This is a genomic window from Arthrobacter sp. NPDC080086, assembly GCF_040702285.1.
This window is the reverse complement of sequence record NZ_JBFBKP010000020.1, coordinates 1-19,342: the sequence shown is the minus strand read 5'-3', so window position 1 is coordinate 19,342 and position 19,342 is coordinate 1. Positions and strand designations below refer to the sequence as shown.

Genomic DNA, 19,342 nt, shown 5'->3' with positions numbered 1-19,342 from the left:
CAAATTTGACACCTAACTATGAAAAAGTGGCCGGATCGTCATCCGTCTGAACGCAACATGTCCACCTTGGCCGCCGGCGACCTGCTCAACCGCGAACTGGGCATCCTGGAATTCAATGCCCGCGTGCTCGCCCAAGCTGCCGATCCTGGTGTGCCACTGATGGAGCGGCTGAAGTTCATCTGCATCGTGTCGAGCAATCTGGATGAGTTCTTTGAAATCCGCATCGCCGGGTTGAAGGAACAGATGCGCGACAACCCTTCGTCGATGACACCGGATGGGTTATCGGTACAGCAGGCGTTTGGGGTGGTAACGGAACAGGTGCGGCGGCTTGTGGCGCAACAGTATGCCATGCTGCAAGACGAGATCCTGCCCCTGCTGGAGAAGGAAGGCGTCTTCTTCCACATGACCACCAACTGGAACGACGCCCAGCGCGCGTGGTGCCGCAACTTCTTCCAGCACGAGCTGGTGCCGATTCTCACGCCCATGGCGCTGGACCCGGCACACCCTTTCCCACGCGTGCTCAACAAAAGCCTGAACTTCATCATTGAGCTGTCGGGCAAAGACGCCTTTGGGCGTGAAGCAGAACTCGCCATCGTGCAGGCACCGCGCGCCCTGCCTCGCTTAGTGCAGATGCCGTCGGAGCTATCGGGTTACCCGTATGGGTTCGTGCTGCTGTCGTCGTTCATGCAGGGCTTTGTGCACGAGCTGTTCCCGCAGATCGACGTGCACGGCTGCTATCAATTCCGCGTCACGCGCAACTCCGATCTGTTCGTGACGGAAGACGAAATCACCGACTTGCGCGAGGCGTTGCAGGGCGAGCTCTCCACGCGCCACTTCGGTGATGCGGTGCGCCTGGAAATCGCGCACGACACGTCGCCCGCGCTGGTGCGCCGACTGCTGCAGGAGTTTGGCCTGAGCGAGGCCGACTGCTACCGCGTGAAAGGCCCCGTGAATCTGGTGCGCCTGCTGCAGGTGCCCGACCTGGTGGACAAGCCGATCCTGAAATACCCGCCGCACCTGCCGGCCACGGTCAAACAGGTGACGAACAGCTCAAGCGTATTCGACGCCATCCGTCAGGGCGACATCCTCCTGCACCATCCGTACGAGAGCTTCACGCCCGTGCTAGAGCTGCTGCAGCAAGCCGCGCGCGACCCAGACGTGGTGGCCATCAAGCAGACGGTGTACCGCACCGGCAATGAATCGCCGGTGATGGAAGCGCTCATCAAGGCGGCGCTCAACGGCAAGGAAGTCACGGTGGTGGTCGAACTGCTGGCGCGCTTTGACGAAGAGACCAACATCAACTGGGCAGACCAGTTGGAATCGGCCGGTGCGCACGTGGTGTACGGCGTGGTCGGCCACAAGTGCCACGCAAAGATGCTGCTGGTCGTGCGCCGTGAAGTCTCGGGCAAGGGCAAGGCCGTCAAGCTGCGCCGCTATGCGCATCTTGGCACCGGCAACTACCACCCTAAGACCGCCCGCCTCTATACCGACTTCGGCCTGATGACGGCCGACGAGCAAATCTGCGAAGACGTGCACCACGTGTTCCAGTTGCTCACGGGCACGGGCGCGCAGGTCAAGCTGCATCATCTGTGGCACTCGCCGTTCACGATGCACGAGAACCTCGTCGAGCATATCCGCGCAGAAGCCCGCGCCGCGCGCGCGGGAAAACGTGCGCGCATCATCGGCAAGATGAACGCACTGCTCGAGCCGACCATCATCGATGAGCTGTACAAGGCCTCGCGCGCCGGCGTGAAGATCGACCTGATCGTGCGTGGTGTGTGCGCGCTCAAGCCGGGCGTGCCGGGGTTATCGGAGAACATCAGCGTGCGCTCGATCGTGGGGCGTTTTCTGGAACACCACCGTGTCTATGCGTTCCATGCCGGCGGCGAGGAAGTGGTCTACCTTTCCAGTGCCGACTGGATGGACCGCAACCTGTTCCGCCGCGTGGAGGTGGCCTTTCCGGTGCTCGATCGCAAGCTCAAGGCCCGCGTCATCAAGGAAAGCCTGCAGGTGCATCTGCGCGACAACGCATCGGCGTGGGTCATGCAATCGGACGGTACGTACGTGCAGCGTCAAACGCGTGGCAAGCACGTGCGCATCAGCCAGTTGGAGTTGCTGAACCACTTCTCACCGCAGGCGGCAGCGGCGGCTGAGACGGCAGCTGCCGTGGCGGCTGCTACCGCTGCGGAACCGACCGTGCGCGCGCCAGTGGAAATCTCTGCCGGCTAACGGCTCCCGCAGCACAAAGAAAAACGCACGCTGTTGAGCGTGCGTTTTTCTTTGGGCGAACTGCGCAATCAGGCCGCGCGTTCGTCGCTCACGCTGGCGCTACGCACCACCGTCCGTTCGGGCGGAAACACAGCGCGGAACGTACTGCCCTTGCCATGCTCGCTGGTCACCTGCAATTCACCGCCGTGGCGCGAGAGCACATGCTTGACGATCGCCAGGCCCAAGCCCGTGCCACCCGTATCGCGTGAACGGCTGCGGTCTACACGATAGAAACGCTCCGTCAAGCGCGGGATGTGCTCAGCTGCAATGCCGATGCCCGTATCCGTGACGGAGTAGACGGCGTGGCCATCCTTCACGCTCCAATCGAGATGGATCTTGCCGCCATCCGGCGTGTAGCGCACGGCGTTGGACGCCAGGTTGCTGAAGGCCGACAGCAATTCCAACTCTGCCCCACACACGCTGACTGCCGGATCGCACGACATGCTGACGGTGTGCCGTCCGGCGGAAAGCGCTTCGATATCGTGCTGAAGCTGCATCATCATGCGCTGCATCGGCACCGGCGCGAGCGATGGCGGTTCCGAGTTGCCTTCCAGCGTGGCCAGAGCCAGCAAATCTTCCACCAGGTGCTGCATGCGCATGGCTTGCACGTGCATCATGTCCAGGTAGCGCTTCTTGTCTTCCTCGGGCAGCGGGATGTCCCGCACGGTTTCCAGAAACCCGGAGAGCACCGTCAGCGGCGTCTTCAGTTCATGCGAGACGTTGGCGACGAAATCACGCCGCATCGCTTCAGTGTTCTCCAGCTTGGTGATGTCTTGCGACACCAGCAGCTTGCGGTCCTCGCCGTACGGGAGGATCTGAGCAGAAACGATGCTTTGCTTGTGCGGGCCCACGTCGTGCATGGTGAGCGGCTCCTCGAACTCGCCGCGCGCCAGATAGCGCACGAACTCGGGTCGGCGGATCAGGTGGGTAATGCGCTGACGCAGATCACGCTTGGCAGAAAGGCCGAAGTGCTCTTCAGCCACGGCGTTGCACCATTCGATCTGGTCTTCGGCATCCAGCATCAGCACGCCGTTGGGCGACGCCTGGATGGCCTGGATGAAGCGGCTATGCTGCTGCTCCACCTGCAGCACCTGGGTGCGCCAGCCCTTCACCAGCCGGTGCAGGCGGTAATAGACTTCGCCCCATAGACCGATCGCGCTGGGGATCTCGCCATACGCGGGGGAATCCAGCACGCGCCACAGGCGCTGAATCTGATAGACGTAATAGAGCAGCATCGCCAACAGCATCGCGCTGAGCACAGCCAGCGCGATGACCTGATTGGCGAACACATACAGACATGCCGTGATGATGCCCATCAGGGCGCCAAAAACGGCGAAACGGGTCCAGAAGACGTTCATGAAGGCATTCTAAGCGCTGGACCACAAGAATCGTAGACTGCGTCGCGTGACCGCGCGACCCATGGCGGCAGAGTCGCAGCAGAATCGCGTGGCAGAGCAGCGAAGGGTTACTGCCCCGGATTGCGCGCCAGCCTGTAGCCGCTGCCGCGCACGGTTTCGATCATGTTGCTGTAGCCGCCCGGGGCGAGGGCCGCGCGCAGGCGCTTGATGTGCACGTCCACTGTGCGCTCTTCCACGAACACATGGTCGCCCCACACCTGATCCAGCAGTTGCGAGCGGCTGTGCACGCGCTCCGGGTGCGTCATCAGAAAATGCAGCAGGCGGAACTCGGTCGGGCCCAGGTCGAGCTTGATCGGGTTTTCTGCCTCGGTGTTCGTGGCTGTCACACGGTGCGTGGCTGGGTCCAGCTTCAGGCCGTTGATGGCGACCACATCGTCGGTCAGCTGCGGTGCGCGGCGGCGCAGCACGGCCTTGATACGGGCCAGCAGTTCCTTGGGCGAGAACGGCTTGGTGACGTAATCATCGGCGCCGCTGTCCAGGCCCATGATCTTGTCCTGCTCTTCGCTGCGGGCGGTCAGCATGATGATCGGGATCTGGCGCGTGCGCTCGTTGGCACGTAGCTCCTTGGCGAACATCACGCCGGATTTTCCCGGCAACATCCAGTCCAGCAGGACGAGGTCAGGCAGCACGTCGCTCATCAGCGAGAGTGCCTGTTCTGCGTTGTAGGCGCGGATCGGGTAGTGCCCTGCGTGCTGCAGGTTGACGGCGATCAGTTCGGCGATCGCCGGTTCGTCTTCCACGACCAGAATACTGCTCGGCATGCTCACGTCTCCAGTCCTGCCTTTTTATTCGCCGAGGATCTCACGTTCGAGCGCTTCGCGCGAGGCGTGGCGAACGTCGGTTCCCTTGACGATGTAGATAATAAACTCGGCGATGTTCTTAGCGTGGTCGCCGATACGCTCGATGGCCTTGGCAATGAACAGCAAATCCAGCGCCACCGAAATCGTGCGCGGGTTCTCCATCATGTAGGTGATGAGCTCGCGCATGAAACCGCGGAATTCCTCATCGATGGCCTTGTCTTCCTGCAGGATCGACACGGCCGCGGCGGTGTCCAGGCGCGCAAAGGCATCCAGCGCGTGGCGCAGAATCGTCGCGGCCATTTCGCCCGAGCGTTCCACACCGGCGTAGTTCAGCGCGTGGGCCTGCGCGTCTTGCATGATGCGCTTGGTGCGCTTGGCAATCTTCTCGGCTTCGTCGCCGGCGCGCTCGAGGTTGGTGATGGTCTTCGAGATAGCCATTACCAGGCGCAAGTCACGCGCCGTCGGTTGGCGGCGCGCGATGATGTTGTTGCAGTCGCCGTCGATCTCGATCTCGAGCGCGTTGATTTCCAGCTCCACCGCGAGCACCTGGTCGCACATGGCGGTGTCGAAGTTGGACAGGGCGCGCATTGCACGGGCGATCTGCGCTTCCACCAGGCCGCCCATCTGCAGCACCTTGGTACTGATGGAGGTCAGGTCGGCGTCGAACTGGGTCGACAGGTGTTTGTCGGACATCGGTTTCTCCTTGCCTTGTTGCTTCGGCTTCAGCGTTGCAGATCAGCCGAAGCGGCCGGTGATGTAGTCTTCCGTTTCTTTACGCTGCGGCTTGATGAAGATCTTTTCGGTATCGCCGAATTCGATCAGCTCGCCCAGGTACATGTATGCGGTGTAGTCGGAGCAGCGCGCGGCCTGCTGCATGTTATGCGTAACGATGACGACGGTGTAGTCATCCTTGAGCTCGGCGATCAGCTCTTCGATCTTGCCGGTAGAAATCGGGTCCAGCGCCGAGCACGGCTCATCCAGCAGCAGCACTTCAGGGCGGATGGCGATGCCGCGCGCGATACACAGACGCTGCTGCTGGCCACCCGACAAGCCATAGCCCGACTGGTTGAGCTTGTCCTTCACTTCGCTCCACAACGCGGCCTTGGTCAGCGCCCATTCCACGCGGTCGTCCATCTCGGAGCGCGACAGCCGCTCGAACAGCTTCACGCCAAAAGCGATGTTGTCGTAGATCGACATCGGGAACGGCGTCGGCTTCTGGAACACCATGCCCACCTTGGCACGCAGCAGAGCGATGTCCATGCGCGAGGTCAGCAGGTTCTCGCCGTCCATGTTGATCTGGCCTTCGGCACGCTGTTCCGGATACAGCGCGTACATCTTGTTGAAGGTACGCAGCAGCGTGGATTTTCCGCAGCCCGACGGGCCGATGAAAGCCGTCACCTGCTTCTCGGGAATCTGCAACGAGATGTTCTTCAGCGCATGGAACTTGCCGTAGTAGAAGTTCAGGTCGCGAACATCGATCTTGGGTTGTTGCGTGCGCACTTCGAGGGACGTAGCAGTCATGATCATTTCTTCGTGAACAAGGCACGCGCAAGGACGTTCAGCCCCAGCACACCCAGCGTAATCAGGAACACCCCGGCCCAGGCCAATTGCTGCCACTCGGGGAACGGGCTCATCGCAAACTTGTAGATCACCACCGGCATGGTCGCCATCGGCTGATTCAGATCCAGACTCCAGAACTGATTGTTCAGCGCGGTGAAGAGCAGCGGCGCGGTTTCGCCCGCAATACGTGCCACGGCCAGCAGCACACCCGTGATCACGCCAGCATACGAAGCCTTGAGCGTGATCGACAGAATCATCTTCCACTTGGGCGTACCAAGGGCCATGGCAGCCTCGCGCATGGCGTTGGGCACCAGGTTCAGCATGTTCTCGGTGGTGCGCACCACAATCGGAATCTGCAGCAATGCGAGCGCAATCACGCCAGCAAGACCCGAGAAGTGCTGTACGCGTGCCACGACGATGGCGTACACAAACAGGCCAATCACGATGGACGGTGCCGACAGCAGGATATCGTTGATAAAGCGGGTGGCGCTGGCCAGTGCCGACGTCTTGCCATACTCGGCCAAATAGATGCCCGCCAAGATGCCCAGCGGCGTGCCGATCAGCGTGGCCATACCGACCAGCATGAACGAGCCTGCGATGGCGTTGGCCAGACCGCCCCCCGCCGTATTGGGCGGTGGCGTCATCTCTGTGAAGAGCGCAATCGACAGGCCGCCCACGCCCAGCGAGAGCGTGGTCCACAGAATCCACGCCAGCCAGATCAGGCCGAATGCCATGGCGGCCAGCGAAAGTGCCAGCGCAATCCCGTTGACGTTGCGGCGTCGGGCCTGCAGGCGTGCCTTGATCTTGTCAGAGTCGGCACGCACAGCAGGGATGGAAGACATACGCATGGTATTGGGTCTCATAGCGTCAGGCAGGTCGCGTTGGTTCACTTCTGACCCTCGCTCTTCCGCAGGCGTAGCAGCAGCAGCTTGGAGGCCGCCAGCACGATGAACGTGATGACGAACAGGATCAAGCCCAGCTCCATGAGCGCCGCGGTATGCAGGCCCTGGCCCGCTTCCGCAAATTCATTGGCCAGCGCCGAGGTAATGCTGTTACCCGGCGAGAACAACGACGCATCGGACAACAGGTTGGTGTTGCCGATCACGAACGTCACCGCCATGGTCTCGCCCAGGGCACGGCCCAAGCCCAGCATCACACCGCCGATCACACCAGCCTTGGTGTATGGCAGCACCACGTTCCACATGACTTCCCACGTCGTGCAGCCCACGCCGTAAGCCGATTCCTTAAGCAGCGTCGGCGTGATCTCGAATACGTCGCGCATCACAGCCGAGATGTACGGGATGATCATGATCGCCAGGATCACACCGGCACACAGCAGACCGATGCCGATCGGCGCGCCCTGGAACAGCGCGCCAATGAACGGAATTTTGCCGACAGTCGCGGCCAGCGGCTTCTGGAAGTATTCGCCAAAGATCGGCGCAAACACGAGCAGGCCCCACATGCCGTAGACGATGGACGGCACTGCAGCGAGCAGCTCGATGGCGGTACCTAGCGGTCGGCGCAGCCACGCCGGCGACAGCTCGGTCAAGAACAGGGCAATGCCGAAGCTCACGGGCACGGCAATGATGAGCGCGATCAGCGACGTGACCAGGGTGCCGTAGACGGGCACCAGCGCGCCATAAATGTCGGAAGGCGGATCCCACTCCGCATTCCACAGAAACGACAGGCCGAATTTCTGGATCGTGGGCCAGGAGCTGATGATGAGGGAGATGATGATGCCGCCCAGCAGCAACAGCGTAACGATTGCGGCAAGGCGGGTCAGACCGCCGAACACCAGGTCGCCAAGGCGGCTGGGTGCTCGCATACGGGAAGCGCCGGAGGAATCAGAGAGCGTTGCCATGAGGGAAACCGGTCAGCCGAAAGAAGCTTTTGAAATGGTGCGGGCGGCCGATTCGTACCGCCCTCCCGCACCTTGTGCTGCACCTACTTACGAGCCCTTATGCAGCGGGCATCGATCACTGGTTGTAGACAACCTTGCCCGATGCATCCTTCACGCTCGACTTCCACGTTGCGCGGATCTGGTTCTTCACAGCGTCCGGCAGCGGCACGTAGTCCAGGCTCTTGGCTGCGTCATCGCCACCCTTGTAGGCCCAGTCGAAGAACTTCATGACTTCAGCGCCCTGCTCCGGCTTGGCTTGCGTCTTGTGCAGCAGGATGAACGTCGCACCGGCGATCGGCCATGCGTCTTTGCCCGGCTCGTCCGTCAGGATCTGGTAGTACGACTTGCTCCACTCGGCGCCCGCAGCGGCAGCCTTGAAGGCTTCAGCAGTCGGTTGCACGGTGGCGCCGGACTTGTTCTGCAGGTTCACGTACGTCATCTTGTTCTGCTTGGCGTAGGCGTACTCGACGTAGCCAACTGCGCCGCCCAGACGCTGCACAAACGCGGCCACGCCTTCGTTGCCCTTGCCGCCCGTACCGGTCGGCCAGTTCACGGTCGTGCCTTCGCCAACCTTGCTCTTCCACTCGGTGTTCACCTTCGACAGGTAGTTCGTGAAGATGAACGAAGTGCCCGAACCGTCAGCACGGCGCACCACCAGGATGTCCTGATCCGGCAACTTGGCCTTCGGGTTCAGCTTGGCGATGGCCGGATCATTCCACTTCTTGATCTTGCCCAGATAGATGTCGCCCAGCAGTTGGCCGTTCAGGGTCAGCTCGCCCGGCTTCACGCCCGGCAGGTTGATCACAGGCACCACGCCGCCGATCACGGTCGGGAACTGAATCAGGCCATCCTTGGCCAGCTCTTCGTCCTTCAGCGGCATATCCGATGCGCCGAAGTCGACAGTCTTCGCCTGGATCTGCTTGATACCACCCGACGAACCGATACCTTGGTAGTTCACCTTGGTGTGGGTCGCCTTGTTGTAGTCAGCCGCCCACTTGTTGTAGACGGGTGCCGGGAACGTTGCGCCTGCGCCAGTAATGTCAACAGCAAATGCGGCACCAGCGAAAGCCAGGGCAGCCACGCCAGCGATTGCGGTTTTGACCAGTTTCATGAGTTCTCCAGAGGAGCGGTTGAGCGATGACAAATTTTTGACACCCGAACTTTAGGCCGCCTAAATGACAGTTCCGTGACAACACAGAAACTTCTTATAACTGCTCTGTAAGACACGAAAGTCGCCTCGCGCGCATAAAAAAAGCGACCCGTAGGTCGCTTTAAATGCATTCGATTGACGCGGCAATGTCACTGAAATGTCGCTGCCAGACGCTCCGCATGTTGGTTCGCCAGTTCGGCATCTTGGGCTTCCACCATTACGCGCACCACGGGTTCCGTGCCCGAAGGGCGGATCAGCACGCGGCCCCTACCTTCCAGTTCCGCTTCGCTGGTCTTGAGGGCGGCTTGCAGGCCCGTGTGCGATTTCCAGTCGAAGCCCTTTTCGACGCGCACATTGATGAGCTTTTGCGGGAACAAGCGCACGCCGTCGAGCATTTGCTCCAGCGTCTGACCACTGCGGCGCAATGCCGCGAGCACCTGCAGTGCCGAGATGATGCCGTCGCCCGTGCTGTGCTTGTCCAGGCAAAGCAAGTGACCCGAGCCCTCGCCGCCGAGCAGCCAGCCGTTCTTTTTCAGCTCTTCCAGCACATAGCGGTCGCCCACCTTCGCGCGCACAAATTCAATACCCTGCGCCTTGAGTGCCAGCTCCACTGCCAGGTTCGTCATCAGCGTGCCCACGGCGCCCTGCACCGGCAAACCGGCGGCGCGGCGCGCCTGCACCATGACGTAGAGCAATTCGTCTCCGTTGTAGAGGCGGCCGTTGCGGTCGACCACCTGCAGGCGGTCGGCATCGCCATCAAAAGCCAGACCGATGTCGGCGGCGTGTTGGCGCGTGGCCTCAACCAGCTTGGCGGGGGCCGTTGCGCCATAGCCATCATTGATGTTGCGGCCATTCGGCTGATTGCCGATGGAGACCACGTCCGCCCCCAGTTCATGGAAGACGTGCGGCGCGATGTGATACGCAGCGCCATGCGCACTGTCCAACACGACCTTCATGCCAAACAGGTTCAGGTCACTCGGGAACGTGCTCTTGCAGAACTCGATGTAGCGGCCAGCAGCATCGTCAATGCGGCGGGCCCGGCCCAGCGCGTCGGAGGCCGCATATTCCATCGGCTTTTCCAGTTGGGCTTCGATCTGCAATTCGGTCTCATCGGGCAGCTTGTCGCCCGTGGCCGAGAAGAACTTGATGCCGTTGTCGTAATACGGGTTGTGCGATGCCGAAATCACCACACCCGCCGACAGTCGCAGCGCGCGCGTCAGGTACGCCACACCGGGCGTGGGCAACGGACCACTCATCAGCACATCGACGCCGGCAGCCGTAAAGCCGGCCTCCAGTGCCGCTTCCAGCATATAGCCCGACAAGCGCGTGTCCTTGCCGATCAACACCGTGGGGCGTCCATGGCCGTGCGCCTCGTCGCCATGCGCCAGCACCCGCCCGGCGGCATAACCCAGGCGCAGCACAAAATCCGGCGTGATCGGGCTCTCGCCAACACGCCCGCGAATGCCGTCGGTGCCGAAATACTTCCTGGACATGGGGAATTTCTCCTGAAGAATGTTTGCTTTATTTGGTTGTAAGGCGCCGGACACAGCCGGGCAATCGTCTGTTCGCTCGACACCCGACCGCGCGAGGTCGCGGCGTCATTCCAGCGGCGGATCGACGCGTTCGTGACGCATGGCCCACCAGACCTGAAGCGCTTCCACGGTCGGCCGCACATCGTGCACGCGCACGATGAACGCGCCTCGTTCAGCGGCCAGCAGCGCTGCGGCCACGCTGGCCGTCACCCGTTCTGTCGGCGGCTTGCCGCCCAGCACCGCGCCCAGGGTCGATTTGCGTGACAAGCCGGCAAGCAATGGCAAGCCGATCTGTTCGAATTCCGCCAATCGATTGAGCATCGTGAGATTGTGATTCGGCGTCTTGCCGAAGCCAAATCCCGGGTCGAGCGAGATGCGCTCCGCCGCCACGCCGGCCGCCATGAGCGCCTCGACTTGCGTGCGCAAGAACACCGCAACCTCACCCATTAAATCCGTATAGCTCGGCGATTCCTGCATGGTTTCCGGATCGCGCTGCATGTGCATGACGCACAGCCCAGCATTGCTCGTTGCCGCCGCCTCAATCGCACCCGGGCGCCGGAAGCCCCAGATGTCATTGATGAGATCGGCGCCAGCATTCAGCGTGGCGTGCATCACCTCGGGCTTGTAGGTATCGATCGACAGCGGCTTGCCGCAATCGCGCAGCGCCTCAACGATCGGCATGACGCGGTCGAGTTCTTCCTGCAAGCCGAGCGGCGCGGCACCTGGGCGGCTCGACTCACCACCGATGTCGATCATGTCGACACCTTCGGCAATCAGCTGCTCAGCGTGGCGCAATGCGGCGTCGCGCGTAGCGTGCTGGCCACCGTCGGAAAACGAATCCGGCGTGACGTTGAGAATACCCATGACCAGCGGGCGCCGATCACGCGGGTAACGAAAACGTCCGCACTGGAAATGCGTGGTGGTCGGAATGGAAGCAGACAAGATAGGCTGTTCAGAATGCAACGCAGGACCGGAATGCTACGCGAGGCATGCCAAAAATGGCACCCACAAAAAAGCCGGTGCGCGGGCACCGGCTCTTCTAGGTCGCCGCTGGGGCGATACATTACGGGATCATCATGCCGTGGCAGGCACATTGCCCGGATTCACTGCCGGGGTACCGCCACCCGGCGGCGTGCTGCCACCGCCGGTGGAACCGTAACGCGGTGGACGCGGCGGCTTGCCGTCCATGATGTCGTTGACTTGGTCCGCGTCGATGGTTTCCCATTCGAGCAGCGCGGCGGTCATCGCCTCCACCTTGTCGCGGTTCGATTCCAGCAGGCCCTTGGCCAGGGTGTACTGCTCATCCACGATACGACGGATTTCCGAGTCCACCTTCTGCTGCGTCGCTTCGGATACCGTCTTCGACGCCATCCGACCGAAGAAGCCGTCCTGCTCCGTATCAACGTAGACCATGGTGCCGAGCGTGTCGCTCATACCGTAGCGCGTCACCATGTCGCGAGCCATCTTGGTGGCGCGCTCGAAGTCGTTGGAGGCGCCGGTGCTCATCGCACCCAGGAATACCTCTTCCGCAGCGCGTCCGCCGAACAGGATGGCGATCTCTTCGAGCATCGTGTCCTTGTAGGCGTAATGCTTGTCATGCTCCGGCAACTGCCAAGTCAGACCGCCCGCCCAACCGCGCGGCATGATCGTGACCTTGTGCACCGGGTCGGCCTTCGGCAGCAGCTTAGCCACCACCGCGTGACCCGACTCGTGGTACGCCGTAGCCTTGCGCTCCTCTTCGCGGATCACGGCAGACTTGCGCTCCGGACCCATGTAGATCTTGTCCTTCGCGTCTTCGAAGTCCTGCATATCCACTACGCGCTTGTTGCGGCGGGCAGCAAACAGCGCAGCTTCGTTGACTAGGTTCGCCAGATCCGCACCCGAGAAGCCGGGCGTACCGCGTGCCAGCACGGAAGCATCCACATCGTTGCCGATGGGCACCTTGCGCATATGCACCTTAAGAATCTGCTCGCGGCCGCGGATGTCGGGCAGCCCAACGTAGACCTGGCGGTCGAAGCGACCCGGACGCAGCAGCGCCTTATCAAGCACGTCAGCGCGGTTGGTCGCGGCAATCACGATGACGCCCGAGTTGGCCTCGAAGCCATCCATTTCCACCAGCATCTGGTTCAGGGTCTGCTCGCGCTCGTCGTTGCCGCCGCCCATGCCAGCGCCACGATGGCGACCGACCGCGTCGATTTCGTCGATAAAGACGATGCAGGGCGCCTGCTTCTTGGCGTTTTCGAACATGTCGCGCACGCGAGCCGCGCCCACGCCAACGAACATTTCGACGAAGTCCGAACCGGAGATGCTGAAGAACGGCACCTTGGCTTCACCAGCGATGGCGCGCGCCAGCAGCGTCTTACCGGTACCCGGAGGGCCGACCAGCAGCACGCCGCGCGGAATACGACCGCCCAGCTTCTGGAACTTTTGAGGATCCTTGAGGAAGTCGACCAACTCGACAACTTCTTCCTTCGACTCGTCGCAGCCGGCGACATCGGCAAACGTGACGCTATTGTTGTTCTCGTCGATCAGCCTGGCGCGCGACTTGCCGAACGAGAAGGCGCCGCCTTTCCCGCCACCCTGCATCTGCCGCATCATGTAGAACCAGAACACGATGATCAGCAGCGTGGGGCCAAGGTAGGTAAGGATCGAATAGAGCATATTCGGCTCATCTTCGGCCTTACCAGTCACTTGCACGCCGTATTTCATCAGGTCGCCGACCATCCAGATGTCGCCCGGCGAGATGATCGAATACTTGTTGCCCTCGTTGGGGGTGACCATCAACGTACGCCCTTGCACTTCGACGCGCTTGACCTTACCGGCCTTCGCATCATCCATGAATTGCGAGTACGTCACGCCTTCTTGGGCGCGAGGCTTGTCGAACTGCTTGAAGACGGTGAACAGCACCAAGGCAATCACCAACCAGATGGCCGCCTTCTGAAACCAGTTGTTATTCAAGGCGAGACTCCTTTAGAAATGCCTTGACGGGATGCTTGGCATTGTAATGCACGGATACCGCCGTAGGTTGATTGCCCGCAAGACCATCGGCAACGCAACCTCGTACCGAGCGCCTTTCCTGACTAACGTCCGTCAGCCCGGATGCTTGAGCTGTCGGCCCAGCAGAAACGTCTCGGACGATTTGTCGCGGGAGGCCTTGGGCTTGCGCGGCGCCACGATCTTGAAATGGCGCTTGAACATCTCGACGATCTGACTATAGCCGCTGCCGTGAAAACATTTGATCAGCAGCGCGCCCTCGGGTTTCAGGTGCGCCATGGCAAATTCCACGGCCAGCTCGGCGATGTGCTCCATGCGCGCGGCGTCCGCCGACGCCACTCCAGACAGATTGGGGGCCATATCCGACAATACAAGGTCGACTTTGCCTCCGCCGGTCGTCTCCAGCACGATTTGCTCGAGTTGCTGGAAGACCGCTTCCTCACGGAAGTCGCCCTGGATGAACTCGACGTCGGCAATCGCTTCCATCGGCAGGATGTCGATGGCGACGATGGCGCCGTCAATGCGGCCATCCTTGGCGCGCGAAGAGGCGGCCAGCTTGTTGCGCACGTACTGGCTCCAGCTACCCGGCGCGGCCCCCAGGTCAACAATGACCTGGCCCGGCTTGATCAGCTTGTCCTGCTCGTCAATCTCCTTGAGCTTGTAGGCGGCGCGCGCGCGGTAGCCCTCGCGCTGCGCCAGCTTGACGTACGGATCGTTGATATGGTCGTGCAGCCACGACTGGTTGAATTTGTTCTTTGCCATCGAATGGATTGCCAAACTGCCTAAACATGGCGGCTTGGACTAATTTTGGCGGATAATACGCGCCGTTTGTCTTTTTCCGCGATCCCGCCCTTATTTATGCCCGCCCTCACCCTCACCCCTGCCCAGCGATCGGAATTGCGCTCGGAAGCGCATGCATTGAATCCGGTCGTCATCATCGGTGCGGAGGGCCTGACCAAGGCCGTTCTGGCCGAAATCGACCGCTCGCTGGCGGCTCACGCGCTGATCAAAGTTCGCGTGGCCGGCGATGACCGCGAAGCGCGTATCGAAATCTACGACACAATCTGCGCCCGCCTGCAGGCCGCCCCGGTACAGCATATCGGCAAGTTGCTGGTGATCTGGCGCGAAGGCCCGGCCTACCTGAAGGAAAACCAGCCGAAGGACCTCAAGCCGCCTCGCAAGACCACGATCGGTGTCGGCCCGCGTTCGGTCACGGTCCGCAAGCCCAATCCGAACAGCGCCCGCCGCCCGAAGCCAGTCCGCTTGAGCGTGCTCGGCAACGAGCGTGTCACGGCGGGCGGCAACGTCAAGCGCGCCAAACCGCGTCAAGCCAGCCAGAAAAAGAAGGCGCTGTCCTGATTCAAGGCTTCACACAAAACGACCGGCGTTTCAGCCGGTCTTTTTTTGCCTTAGGAAGCCTGCCGAATGCCCGCCATCTTCCAGATCAACGCAAGACCGAGCAGGCTTTGCACGAGGTAGAACGCGCTGGATACGCCGTGCAGCATGCCAAACTGAGCGCGGTATGCCGACTCCCCCACCGCCAAGCCCTGCGCTGCAGCTTGCTCTCGCAGGGAAGCCATGAACGGCTGCAGGCCGAAATAGCCGACCAGCACACATACCAGCATCCCCAGCACCAGCCAGCGCAACGGCTTGTAACCATCCTGCCCGCGCCGAACCAACGCCGTCGCCGCCAACAACAGGAGGCAACCGCTCGCAAGGCCGATCCACGCCTCCGCATGGAACAACCGTCCGGCAATCGCGCCCGCCAACTGACGATCTTCCAGCATGGCAAACAGCGTGGGCGCGGCGACGTAGCCGATGGTCCAGAGCGAACCGCACCACACCGTGGCAAGCAACTGGAAGAAGCGCTGCGGCATGGTGGCTGGCTCCGAATGCGGATTAGAGGTATTTGACCGCGACGACTTCGTATTCGCGCTCGCCACCCGGGGCAACCACAGTCGCGACATCGCCTTCAAACTTGCCGATTAGCGCGCGTGCGATGGGGGAGCTGATCGAGATCTTGCCGGTTTCCAGATCGGCCTCGTCATCGCCGACGATCTGGTACGTGACGGGCTTGCCCGAGTCCAGATCTTCCAGATCGATGGTGGCGCCGAACACGACGCGGCCTTCCGCGTCCAGCGCGGCCGGATCGATGATCTGCGCGGCGGCCAGCTTGGACTCGATCTCCATGATGCGGCCCTCGATGAAGCCCTGGCGCTCCTTGGCGGCATCGTAGTCGGCGTTTTCGGACAGATCGCCCTGGGCACGAGCCTCAGCGATGGCGTTGACGACGGCCGGACGCTCCTTGGTCTTCAAGCGCTGCAGCTCTTCCTTGAGCATCTCGGCACCGCGCTTGGTAATGGGAATGGTGCTCATAGCGAGTAATTCGAAATCACAAAAAAATCAGCCGCTGCGAAGCGGGAGGGCGCGTAGCGCACACCCGCCTGACGGCGGCTGTCGTTGTTTTGACACGGACGCTGTAGTGTAGGCGAACCGCCCCGAGGCGGCAACTGCCGCTACCCCGGGGGTTCTGCCGCGACGCTATGCCACGCCGCGAGGTCTGACGAAGGCCTTACAGGGTGGCGTGCAGACCTTGGAGGTCATACACATCCAGGTTCTGCATGTGCTTCAGGCCCTCCACCGCGGCGCGGGCGCCAGCGATGGTGGTGTAGTACGTCACGCGTTGCGCCAGAGCGGCTTGGCGGATCGAACGCGAGTCGGCAATCGCGGTACGCGTCTCGTCGACGGTCGTAAACACGAGGGCGATCTCGGCGTTCTTGATCATGTCGACGATGTGCGGACGGCCGTCCTTCACCTTGTTGACCACGCGCACCGGAATGCCGGCCGCTTCGATGGCCGAAGCCGTACCGCGCGTCGCGACGATCGGGTAGCCCAGCGTATGCAGCGCACGGGCCACTTCCACCGCGGCCGGCTTGTCGCTGTCCTTGACCGTCATCAGCACGGTGCCCTTCTCGGGCAAACGCGAACCGGCGGCGAGCTGGCTCTTGAACAGGGCCTCGCCAAAGGTCTTGCCGACGCCCATCACTTCGCCGGTGGAGCGCATTTCCGGTCCAAGCACCGGATCAACACCCGGGAACTTGTTGAACGGGAACACGGCTTCCTTGACGCTGTAATACGCCGGTACGACTTCCGTTTCGATGCCTTGCGAATCCAGCGACTGGCCGGCCATGCAGCGTGCCGCCACCTTGGCCAGCGAGATGCCGGTCGCCTTCGACACGTACGGCACGGTACGCGACGCACGCGGGTTCACTTCCAGCACGTAGACGATGTCTTCGCCGTCCTTCTGCTGGATGGCGAACTGCACGTTCATCAGGCCGACCACGTTCAGCGCCTTGGCCATGGCCGCGGTCTGACGCTTGAGTTCGTCGACGGTGGCTTGCGACAGCGAGTACGGCGGCAGCGAGCAAGCGGAGTCACCCGAGTGCACGCCGGCCTGCTCGATGTGTTCCATCACGCCGCCGATGAAGACGCGCTTGCCATCAGACAGGCAATCCACGTCGCATTCGATGGCGTCGTTCAGGAAGCGGTCGAGCAGCACGGGGCTGTCGTTCGACACCTTCACGGCTTCACGCATGTAGCGCTCGAGGTCGCGCGGCTCGTGCACGATTTCCATCGCGCGGCCACCCAGCACGTACGACGGGCGCACCACCAGCGGATAGCCAATTTCTTCGGCCAGCTTCAGTGCTTCGTCTTCAGCGCGGGCGGTACGGTTGGGCGGCTGGCGCAGGCCCAGCTCGTGCAGCAGCTTCTGGAAGCGCTCGCGGTCTTCGGCCGCATCGATCATGTCCGGCGACGTACCGATGATGGGCACGCCGTTGGCTTCCAGATCCAGCGCGAGCTTGAGCGGCGTCTGGCCACCGTACTGCACGATCACGCCAACCGGCTTTTCCTTGTCGACGATCTCGAGCACGTCTTCCAGCGTCACCGGCTCGAAGTACAGACGGTCGGAGGTGTCGTAGTCGGTCGAGACGGTTTCCGGGTTGCAGTTGACCATGATGGTCTCGTACCCGTCTTCGCGCAGCGCCAGGGCGGCATGCACGCAGCAGTAGTCGAACTCGATACCCTGGCCGATCCGGTTCGGGCCACCGCCCAGCACCATGATCTTCTTGTTATTGGTCGGCTCGGCTTCGCACTCGCCGTGCTCGGCTTCGTACGTCGAGTACAGGTACGCGGTGTTGGTGGCGAACTCGGCGGCGCAGGTGTCCACGCGCTTGTAGACCGGGCGGACCTTCTCGGCGATACGCTTCTCGCGCACGGCCTGGGCCGTCGTCTTCATCAGCTTGGCCAGGCGGCGGTCGGAGAAACCCTTCTGCTTAAGCACACGCAGTTCGGCAGCCGATAGGCTATCGAGCGTGCGCGCCTTGACCAACGCTTCGGTCTTGACGATGTCTTCGATCTGCGCGAGGAACCACGGGTCAACAGACGTTTCGGAGTAGACCTCGTCGATCGACAGGCCCAGGCGGAATGCGTCGCCCAGATACCAGATGCGGTCCGGACCGGCTTCGCCGATCTCTTCGATGATCTCGTCGCGGTCGGTGGACTTTTCGTCCAGGCCATCCACGCCCACTTCCAGGCCGCGCAATGCCTTCTGGAACGATTCCTGGAAGGTCCGGCCCATGGCCATCACTTCACCCACCGACTTCATCTGCGTGGTCAGGTGGCTATCGGCCTGCGGGAATTTTTCGAACGCGAAACGCGGCACCTTGGTGACCACGTAGTCGATCGACGGCTCGAACGACGCCGGGGTCGCGCCGCCGGTGATCTCGTTCTTCAGCTCGTCCAGCGTGTAGCCCACGGCCAGCTTGGCTGCGACCTTGGCGATCGGGAAACCGGTGGCCTTGGACGCCAGCGCCGACGAACGCGACACACGCGGGTTCATCTCGATGACGATCATGCGACCGTCCTTCGGGTTGATCGAGAACTGCACGTTCGAACCGCCCGTATCCACGCCGATCTCGCGCAGCACGGCCAGCGAGGCGTTACGCAGGATCTGGTATTCCTTGTCGGTCAGCGTCTGTGCCGGGGCCACGGTGATGGAGTCACCGGTGTGGATGCCCATCGGGTCCAGGTTTTCGATCGAGCAGACGATGATGCAGTTGTCGGCCTTGTCGCGCACGACCTCCATCTCGTATTCCTTCCAGCCGAGCAGCGATTCTTCGATCAGCAGCTCGTTGGTCGGCGAGAGGTCGAGACCGCGCTTGCAGATCTCTTCAAATTCTTCGCGGTTGTAGGCGATGCCGCCGCCCGTGCCGCCCAGCGTGAACGACGGACGGATCACGATCGGGTAACCGCTGGTGCCGGTTTCCTTGGCGATTTGCGACTGGACGGCCACGGCTTCGTCCATGGAATGCGCAATGCCCGACTTGGCCGAACCCAGGCCGATCTTGGTCATCGCGTCCTTGAACTTCTGGCGGTCTTCGGCCTTGTCGATGGCCTCGGGCGATGCGCCGATCAGCTCGACGTTGTACTTGGCCAGCACGCCATGGCGATGCAGGTCCAGCGCGCAGTTCAGTGCGGTCTGGCCGCCCATGGTCGGCAGGATCGCGTCCGGGCGCTCCTTGGCGATGATGCGCTCGACCACTTCCCAGGTGATCGGCTCGATGTAGGTCACATCGGCCGTGCTGGGGTCGGTCATGATCGTGGCCGGGTTGCTGTTGATCGCTACTTCAACGTGTACGGCCCGCGCGAGCAGCACAAGG

At 62.0% G+C, this 19,342-nt stretch carries 16 protein-coding genes; 2 read left to right on the top strand and 14 right to left on the bottom strand.

The window, feature by feature from the left end; genetic code table 11:
- Positions 1-57 precede the first annotated feature (57 nt).
- Positions 58-2,229 (top strand): polyphosphate kinase 1, encoded by a 2,172-nt coding sequence (gene ppk1, locus AB0305_RS09295; RefSeq protein ID WP_366172484.1) that lies wholly within the window; start codon positions 58-60, stop codon positions 2,227-2,229.
- A gap of 68 nt (positions 2,230-2,297) precedes the next feature.
- On the opposite strand, the gene phoR is transcribed toward ppk1, so the two are convergent.
- The 11 genes from phoR to AB0305_RS09240 form a co-directional block, all read right to left on the bottom strand.
- Entirely contained in the window at positions 2,298-3,626 is a 1,329-nt protein-coding gene (phoR, locus tag AB0305_RS09290) for a phosphate regulon sensor histidine kinase PhoR (protein WP_366172482.1), read from the bottom strand.
- Between the two features lie 107 nt (positions 3,627-3,733).
- Entirely contained in the window at positions 3,734-4,447 is a 714-nt protein-coding gene (phoB, locus tag AB0305_RS09285) for a phosphate regulon transcriptional regulator PhoB (protein ID WP_252684284.1), read from the bottom strand.
- A gap of 24 nt (positions 4,448-4,471) precedes the next feature.
- On the bottom strand, positions 4,472-5,179 hold the full coding sequence (phoU, locus tag AB0305_RS09280) for a phosphate signaling complex protein PhoU (RefSeq protein WP_366172479.1): 708 nt from the start codon (positions 5,177-5,179) through the stop codon (positions 4,472-4,474).
- A gap of 42 nt (positions 5,180-5,221) precedes the next feature.
- On the bottom strand, positions 5,222-6,007 hold the full coding sequence (pstB, locus tag AB0305_RS09275) for a phosphate ABC transporter ATP-binding protein PstB (protein ID WP_366172477.1): 786 nt from the start codon (positions 6,005-6,007) through the stop codon (positions 5,222-5,224).
- A 2-nt stretch (positions 6,008-6,009) separates the two neighbouring features.
- Positions 6,010-6,888: a phosphate ABC transporter permease PstA gene (pstA, locus tag AB0305_RS09270; RefSeq protein WP_366172475.1), complete on the bottom strand. Its 879-nt coding sequence runs from the start codon at positions 6,886-6,888 to the stop codon at positions 6,010-6,012.
- A 44-nt stretch (positions 6,889-6,932) separates the two neighbouring features.
- Positions 6,933-7,907 carry a phosphate ABC transporter permease PstC gene (gene pstC / locus AB0305_RS09265; protein WP_366172473.1) on the bottom strand — a complete coding sequence of 325 codons (975 nt, stop codon included), beginning with the start codon at positions 7,905-7,907 and terminating at the stop codon, positions 6,933-6,935.
- 115 nt (positions 7,908-8,022) lie between these two features.
- The gene (pstS, locus tag AB0305_RS09260) at positions 8,023-9,057 is read right to left on the bottom strand and encodes a phosphate ABC transporter substrate-binding protein PstS (protein WP_366172470.1); all 1,035 of its coding nucleotides are present in this window, start codon (positions 9,055-9,057) and stop codon (positions 8,023-8,025) included.
- 188 nt (positions 9,058-9,245) lie between these two features.
- On the bottom strand, positions 9,246-10,589 hold the full coding sequence (gene glmM, locus AB0305_RS09255) for a phosphoglucosamine mutase (protein ID WP_366172468.1): 1,344 nt from the start codon (positions 10,587-10,589) through the stop codon (positions 9,246-9,248).
- Positions 10,590-10,694: 105 nt separating this feature from the next.
- On the bottom strand, positions 10,695-11,570 hold the full coding sequence (gene folP, locus AB0305_RS09250; RefSeq protein WP_366172466.1) for a dihydropteroate synthase: 876 nt from the start codon (positions 11,568-11,570) through the stop codon (positions 10,695-10,697).
- A 132-nt stretch (positions 11,571-11,702) separates the two neighbouring features.
- Positions 11,703-13,586: an ATP-dependent zinc metalloprotease FtsH gene (ftsH, locus tag AB0305_RS09245; RefSeq protein ID WP_366172464.1), complete on the bottom strand. Its 1,884-nt coding sequence runs from the start codon at positions 13,584-13,586 to the stop codon at positions 11,703-11,705.
- Positions 13,587-13,718: 132 nt separating this feature from the next.
- Complete coding sequence (locus AB0305_RS09240; protein WP_366172462.1) at positions 13,719-14,384, bottom strand: RlmE family RNA methyltransferase; 666 nt, start codon at positions 14,382-14,384, stop codon at positions 13,719-13,721.
- Positions 14,385-14,480: 96 nt separating this feature from the next.
- Between AB0305_RS09240 and AB0305_RS09235 the strand changes: the two genes are divergently transcribed.
- Positions 14,481-14,981 carry a YhbY family RNA-binding protein gene (locus tag AB0305_RS09235; RefSeq protein WP_366172460.1) on the top strand — a complete coding sequence of 167 codons (501 nt, stop codon included), beginning with the start codon at positions 14,481-14,483 and terminating at the stop codon, positions 14,979-14,981.
- Between the two features lie 50 nt (positions 14,982-15,031).
- Here AB0305_RS09235 and AB0305_RS09230 read toward each other — a convergent pair whose 3' ends face one another.
- From AB0305_RS09230 to carB, 3 genes are all read right to left on the bottom strand, one after another.
- On the bottom strand, positions 15,032-15,499 hold the full coding sequence (locus tag AB0305_RS09230; RefSeq protein WP_366172458.1) for a DUF4149 domain-containing protein: 468 nt from the start codon (positions 15,497-15,499) through the stop codon (positions 15,032-15,034).
- A 22-nt stretch (positions 15,500-15,521) separates the two neighbouring features.
- A complete protein-coding gene (gene greA, locus AB0305_RS09225; protein WP_366172456.1) occupies positions 15,522-15,998 on the bottom strand; it encodes a transcription elongation factor GreA in 477 nt (158 codons plus the stop codon).
- A 196-nt stretch (positions 15,999-16,194) separates the two neighbouring features.
- On the bottom strand, positions 16,195-19,342 hold a 3,148-nt coding region (gene carB, locus AB0305_RS09220), incomplete at its 5' end, for a carbamoyl-phosphate synthase large subunit (RefSeq protein ID WP_366172454.1).

What these genes read in the sequence shown, in the direction of transcription:
- pstS (WP_366172470.1), bottom strand. Translation starts at nt 9,057, where the DNA reads ATGAAACTGGTCAAAACCGCAATCGCTGGCGTGGCTGCCCTGGCTTTC.
- ppk1 (WP_366172484.1), top strand. Translation starts at nt 58, where the DNA reads ATGTCCACCTTGGCCGCCGGCGACCTGCTCAACCGCGAACTGGGCATC.
- phoB (WP_252684284.1), bottom strand. Translation starts at nt 4,447, where the DNA reads ATGCCGAGCAGTATTCTGGTCGTGGAAGACGAACCGGCGATCGCCGAA.
- phoU (WP_366172479.1), bottom strand. Translation starts at nt 5,179, where the DNA reads ATGTCCGACAAACACCTGTCGACCCAGTTCGACGCCGACCTGACCTCC.
- phoR (WP_366172482.1), bottom strand. Translation starts at nt 3,626, where the DNA reads ATGAACGTCTTCTGGACCCGTTTCGCCGTTTTTGGCGCCCTGATGGGC.
- AB0305_RS09230 (WP_366172458.1), bottom strand. Translation starts at nt 15,499, where the DNA reads ATGCCGCAGCGCTTCTTCCAGTTGCTTGCCACGGTGTGGTGCGGTTCG.
- glmM (WP_366172468.1), bottom strand. Translation starts at nt 10,589, where the DNA reads ATGTCCAGGAAGTATTTCGGCACCGACGGCATTCGCGGGCGTGTTGGC.
- pstB (WP_366172477.1), bottom strand. Translation starts at nt 6,007, where the DNA reads ATGACTGCTACGTCCCTCGAAGTGCGCACGCAACAACCCAAGATCGAT.
- AB0305_RS09240 (WP_366172462.1), bottom strand. Translation starts at nt 14,384, where the DNA reads ATGGCAAAGAACAAATTCAACCAGTCGTGGCTGCACGACCATATCAAC.
- greA (WP_366172456.1), bottom strand. Translation starts at nt 15,998, where the DNA reads ATGAGCACCATTCCCATTACCAAGCGCGGTGCCGAGATGCTCAAGGAA.
- pstA (WP_366172475.1), bottom strand. Translation starts at nt 6,888, where the DNA reads ATGTCTTCCATCCCTGCTGTGCGTGCCGACTCTGACAAGATCAAGGCA.
- pstC (WP_366172473.1), bottom strand. Translation starts at nt 7,907, where the DNA reads ATGGCAACGCTCTCTGATTCCTCCGGCGCTTCCCGTATGCGAGCACCC.
- AB0305_RS09235 (WP_366172460.1), top strand. Translation starts at nt 14,481, where the DNA reads ATGCCCGCCCTCACCCTCACCCCTGCCCAGCGATCGGAATTGCGCTCG.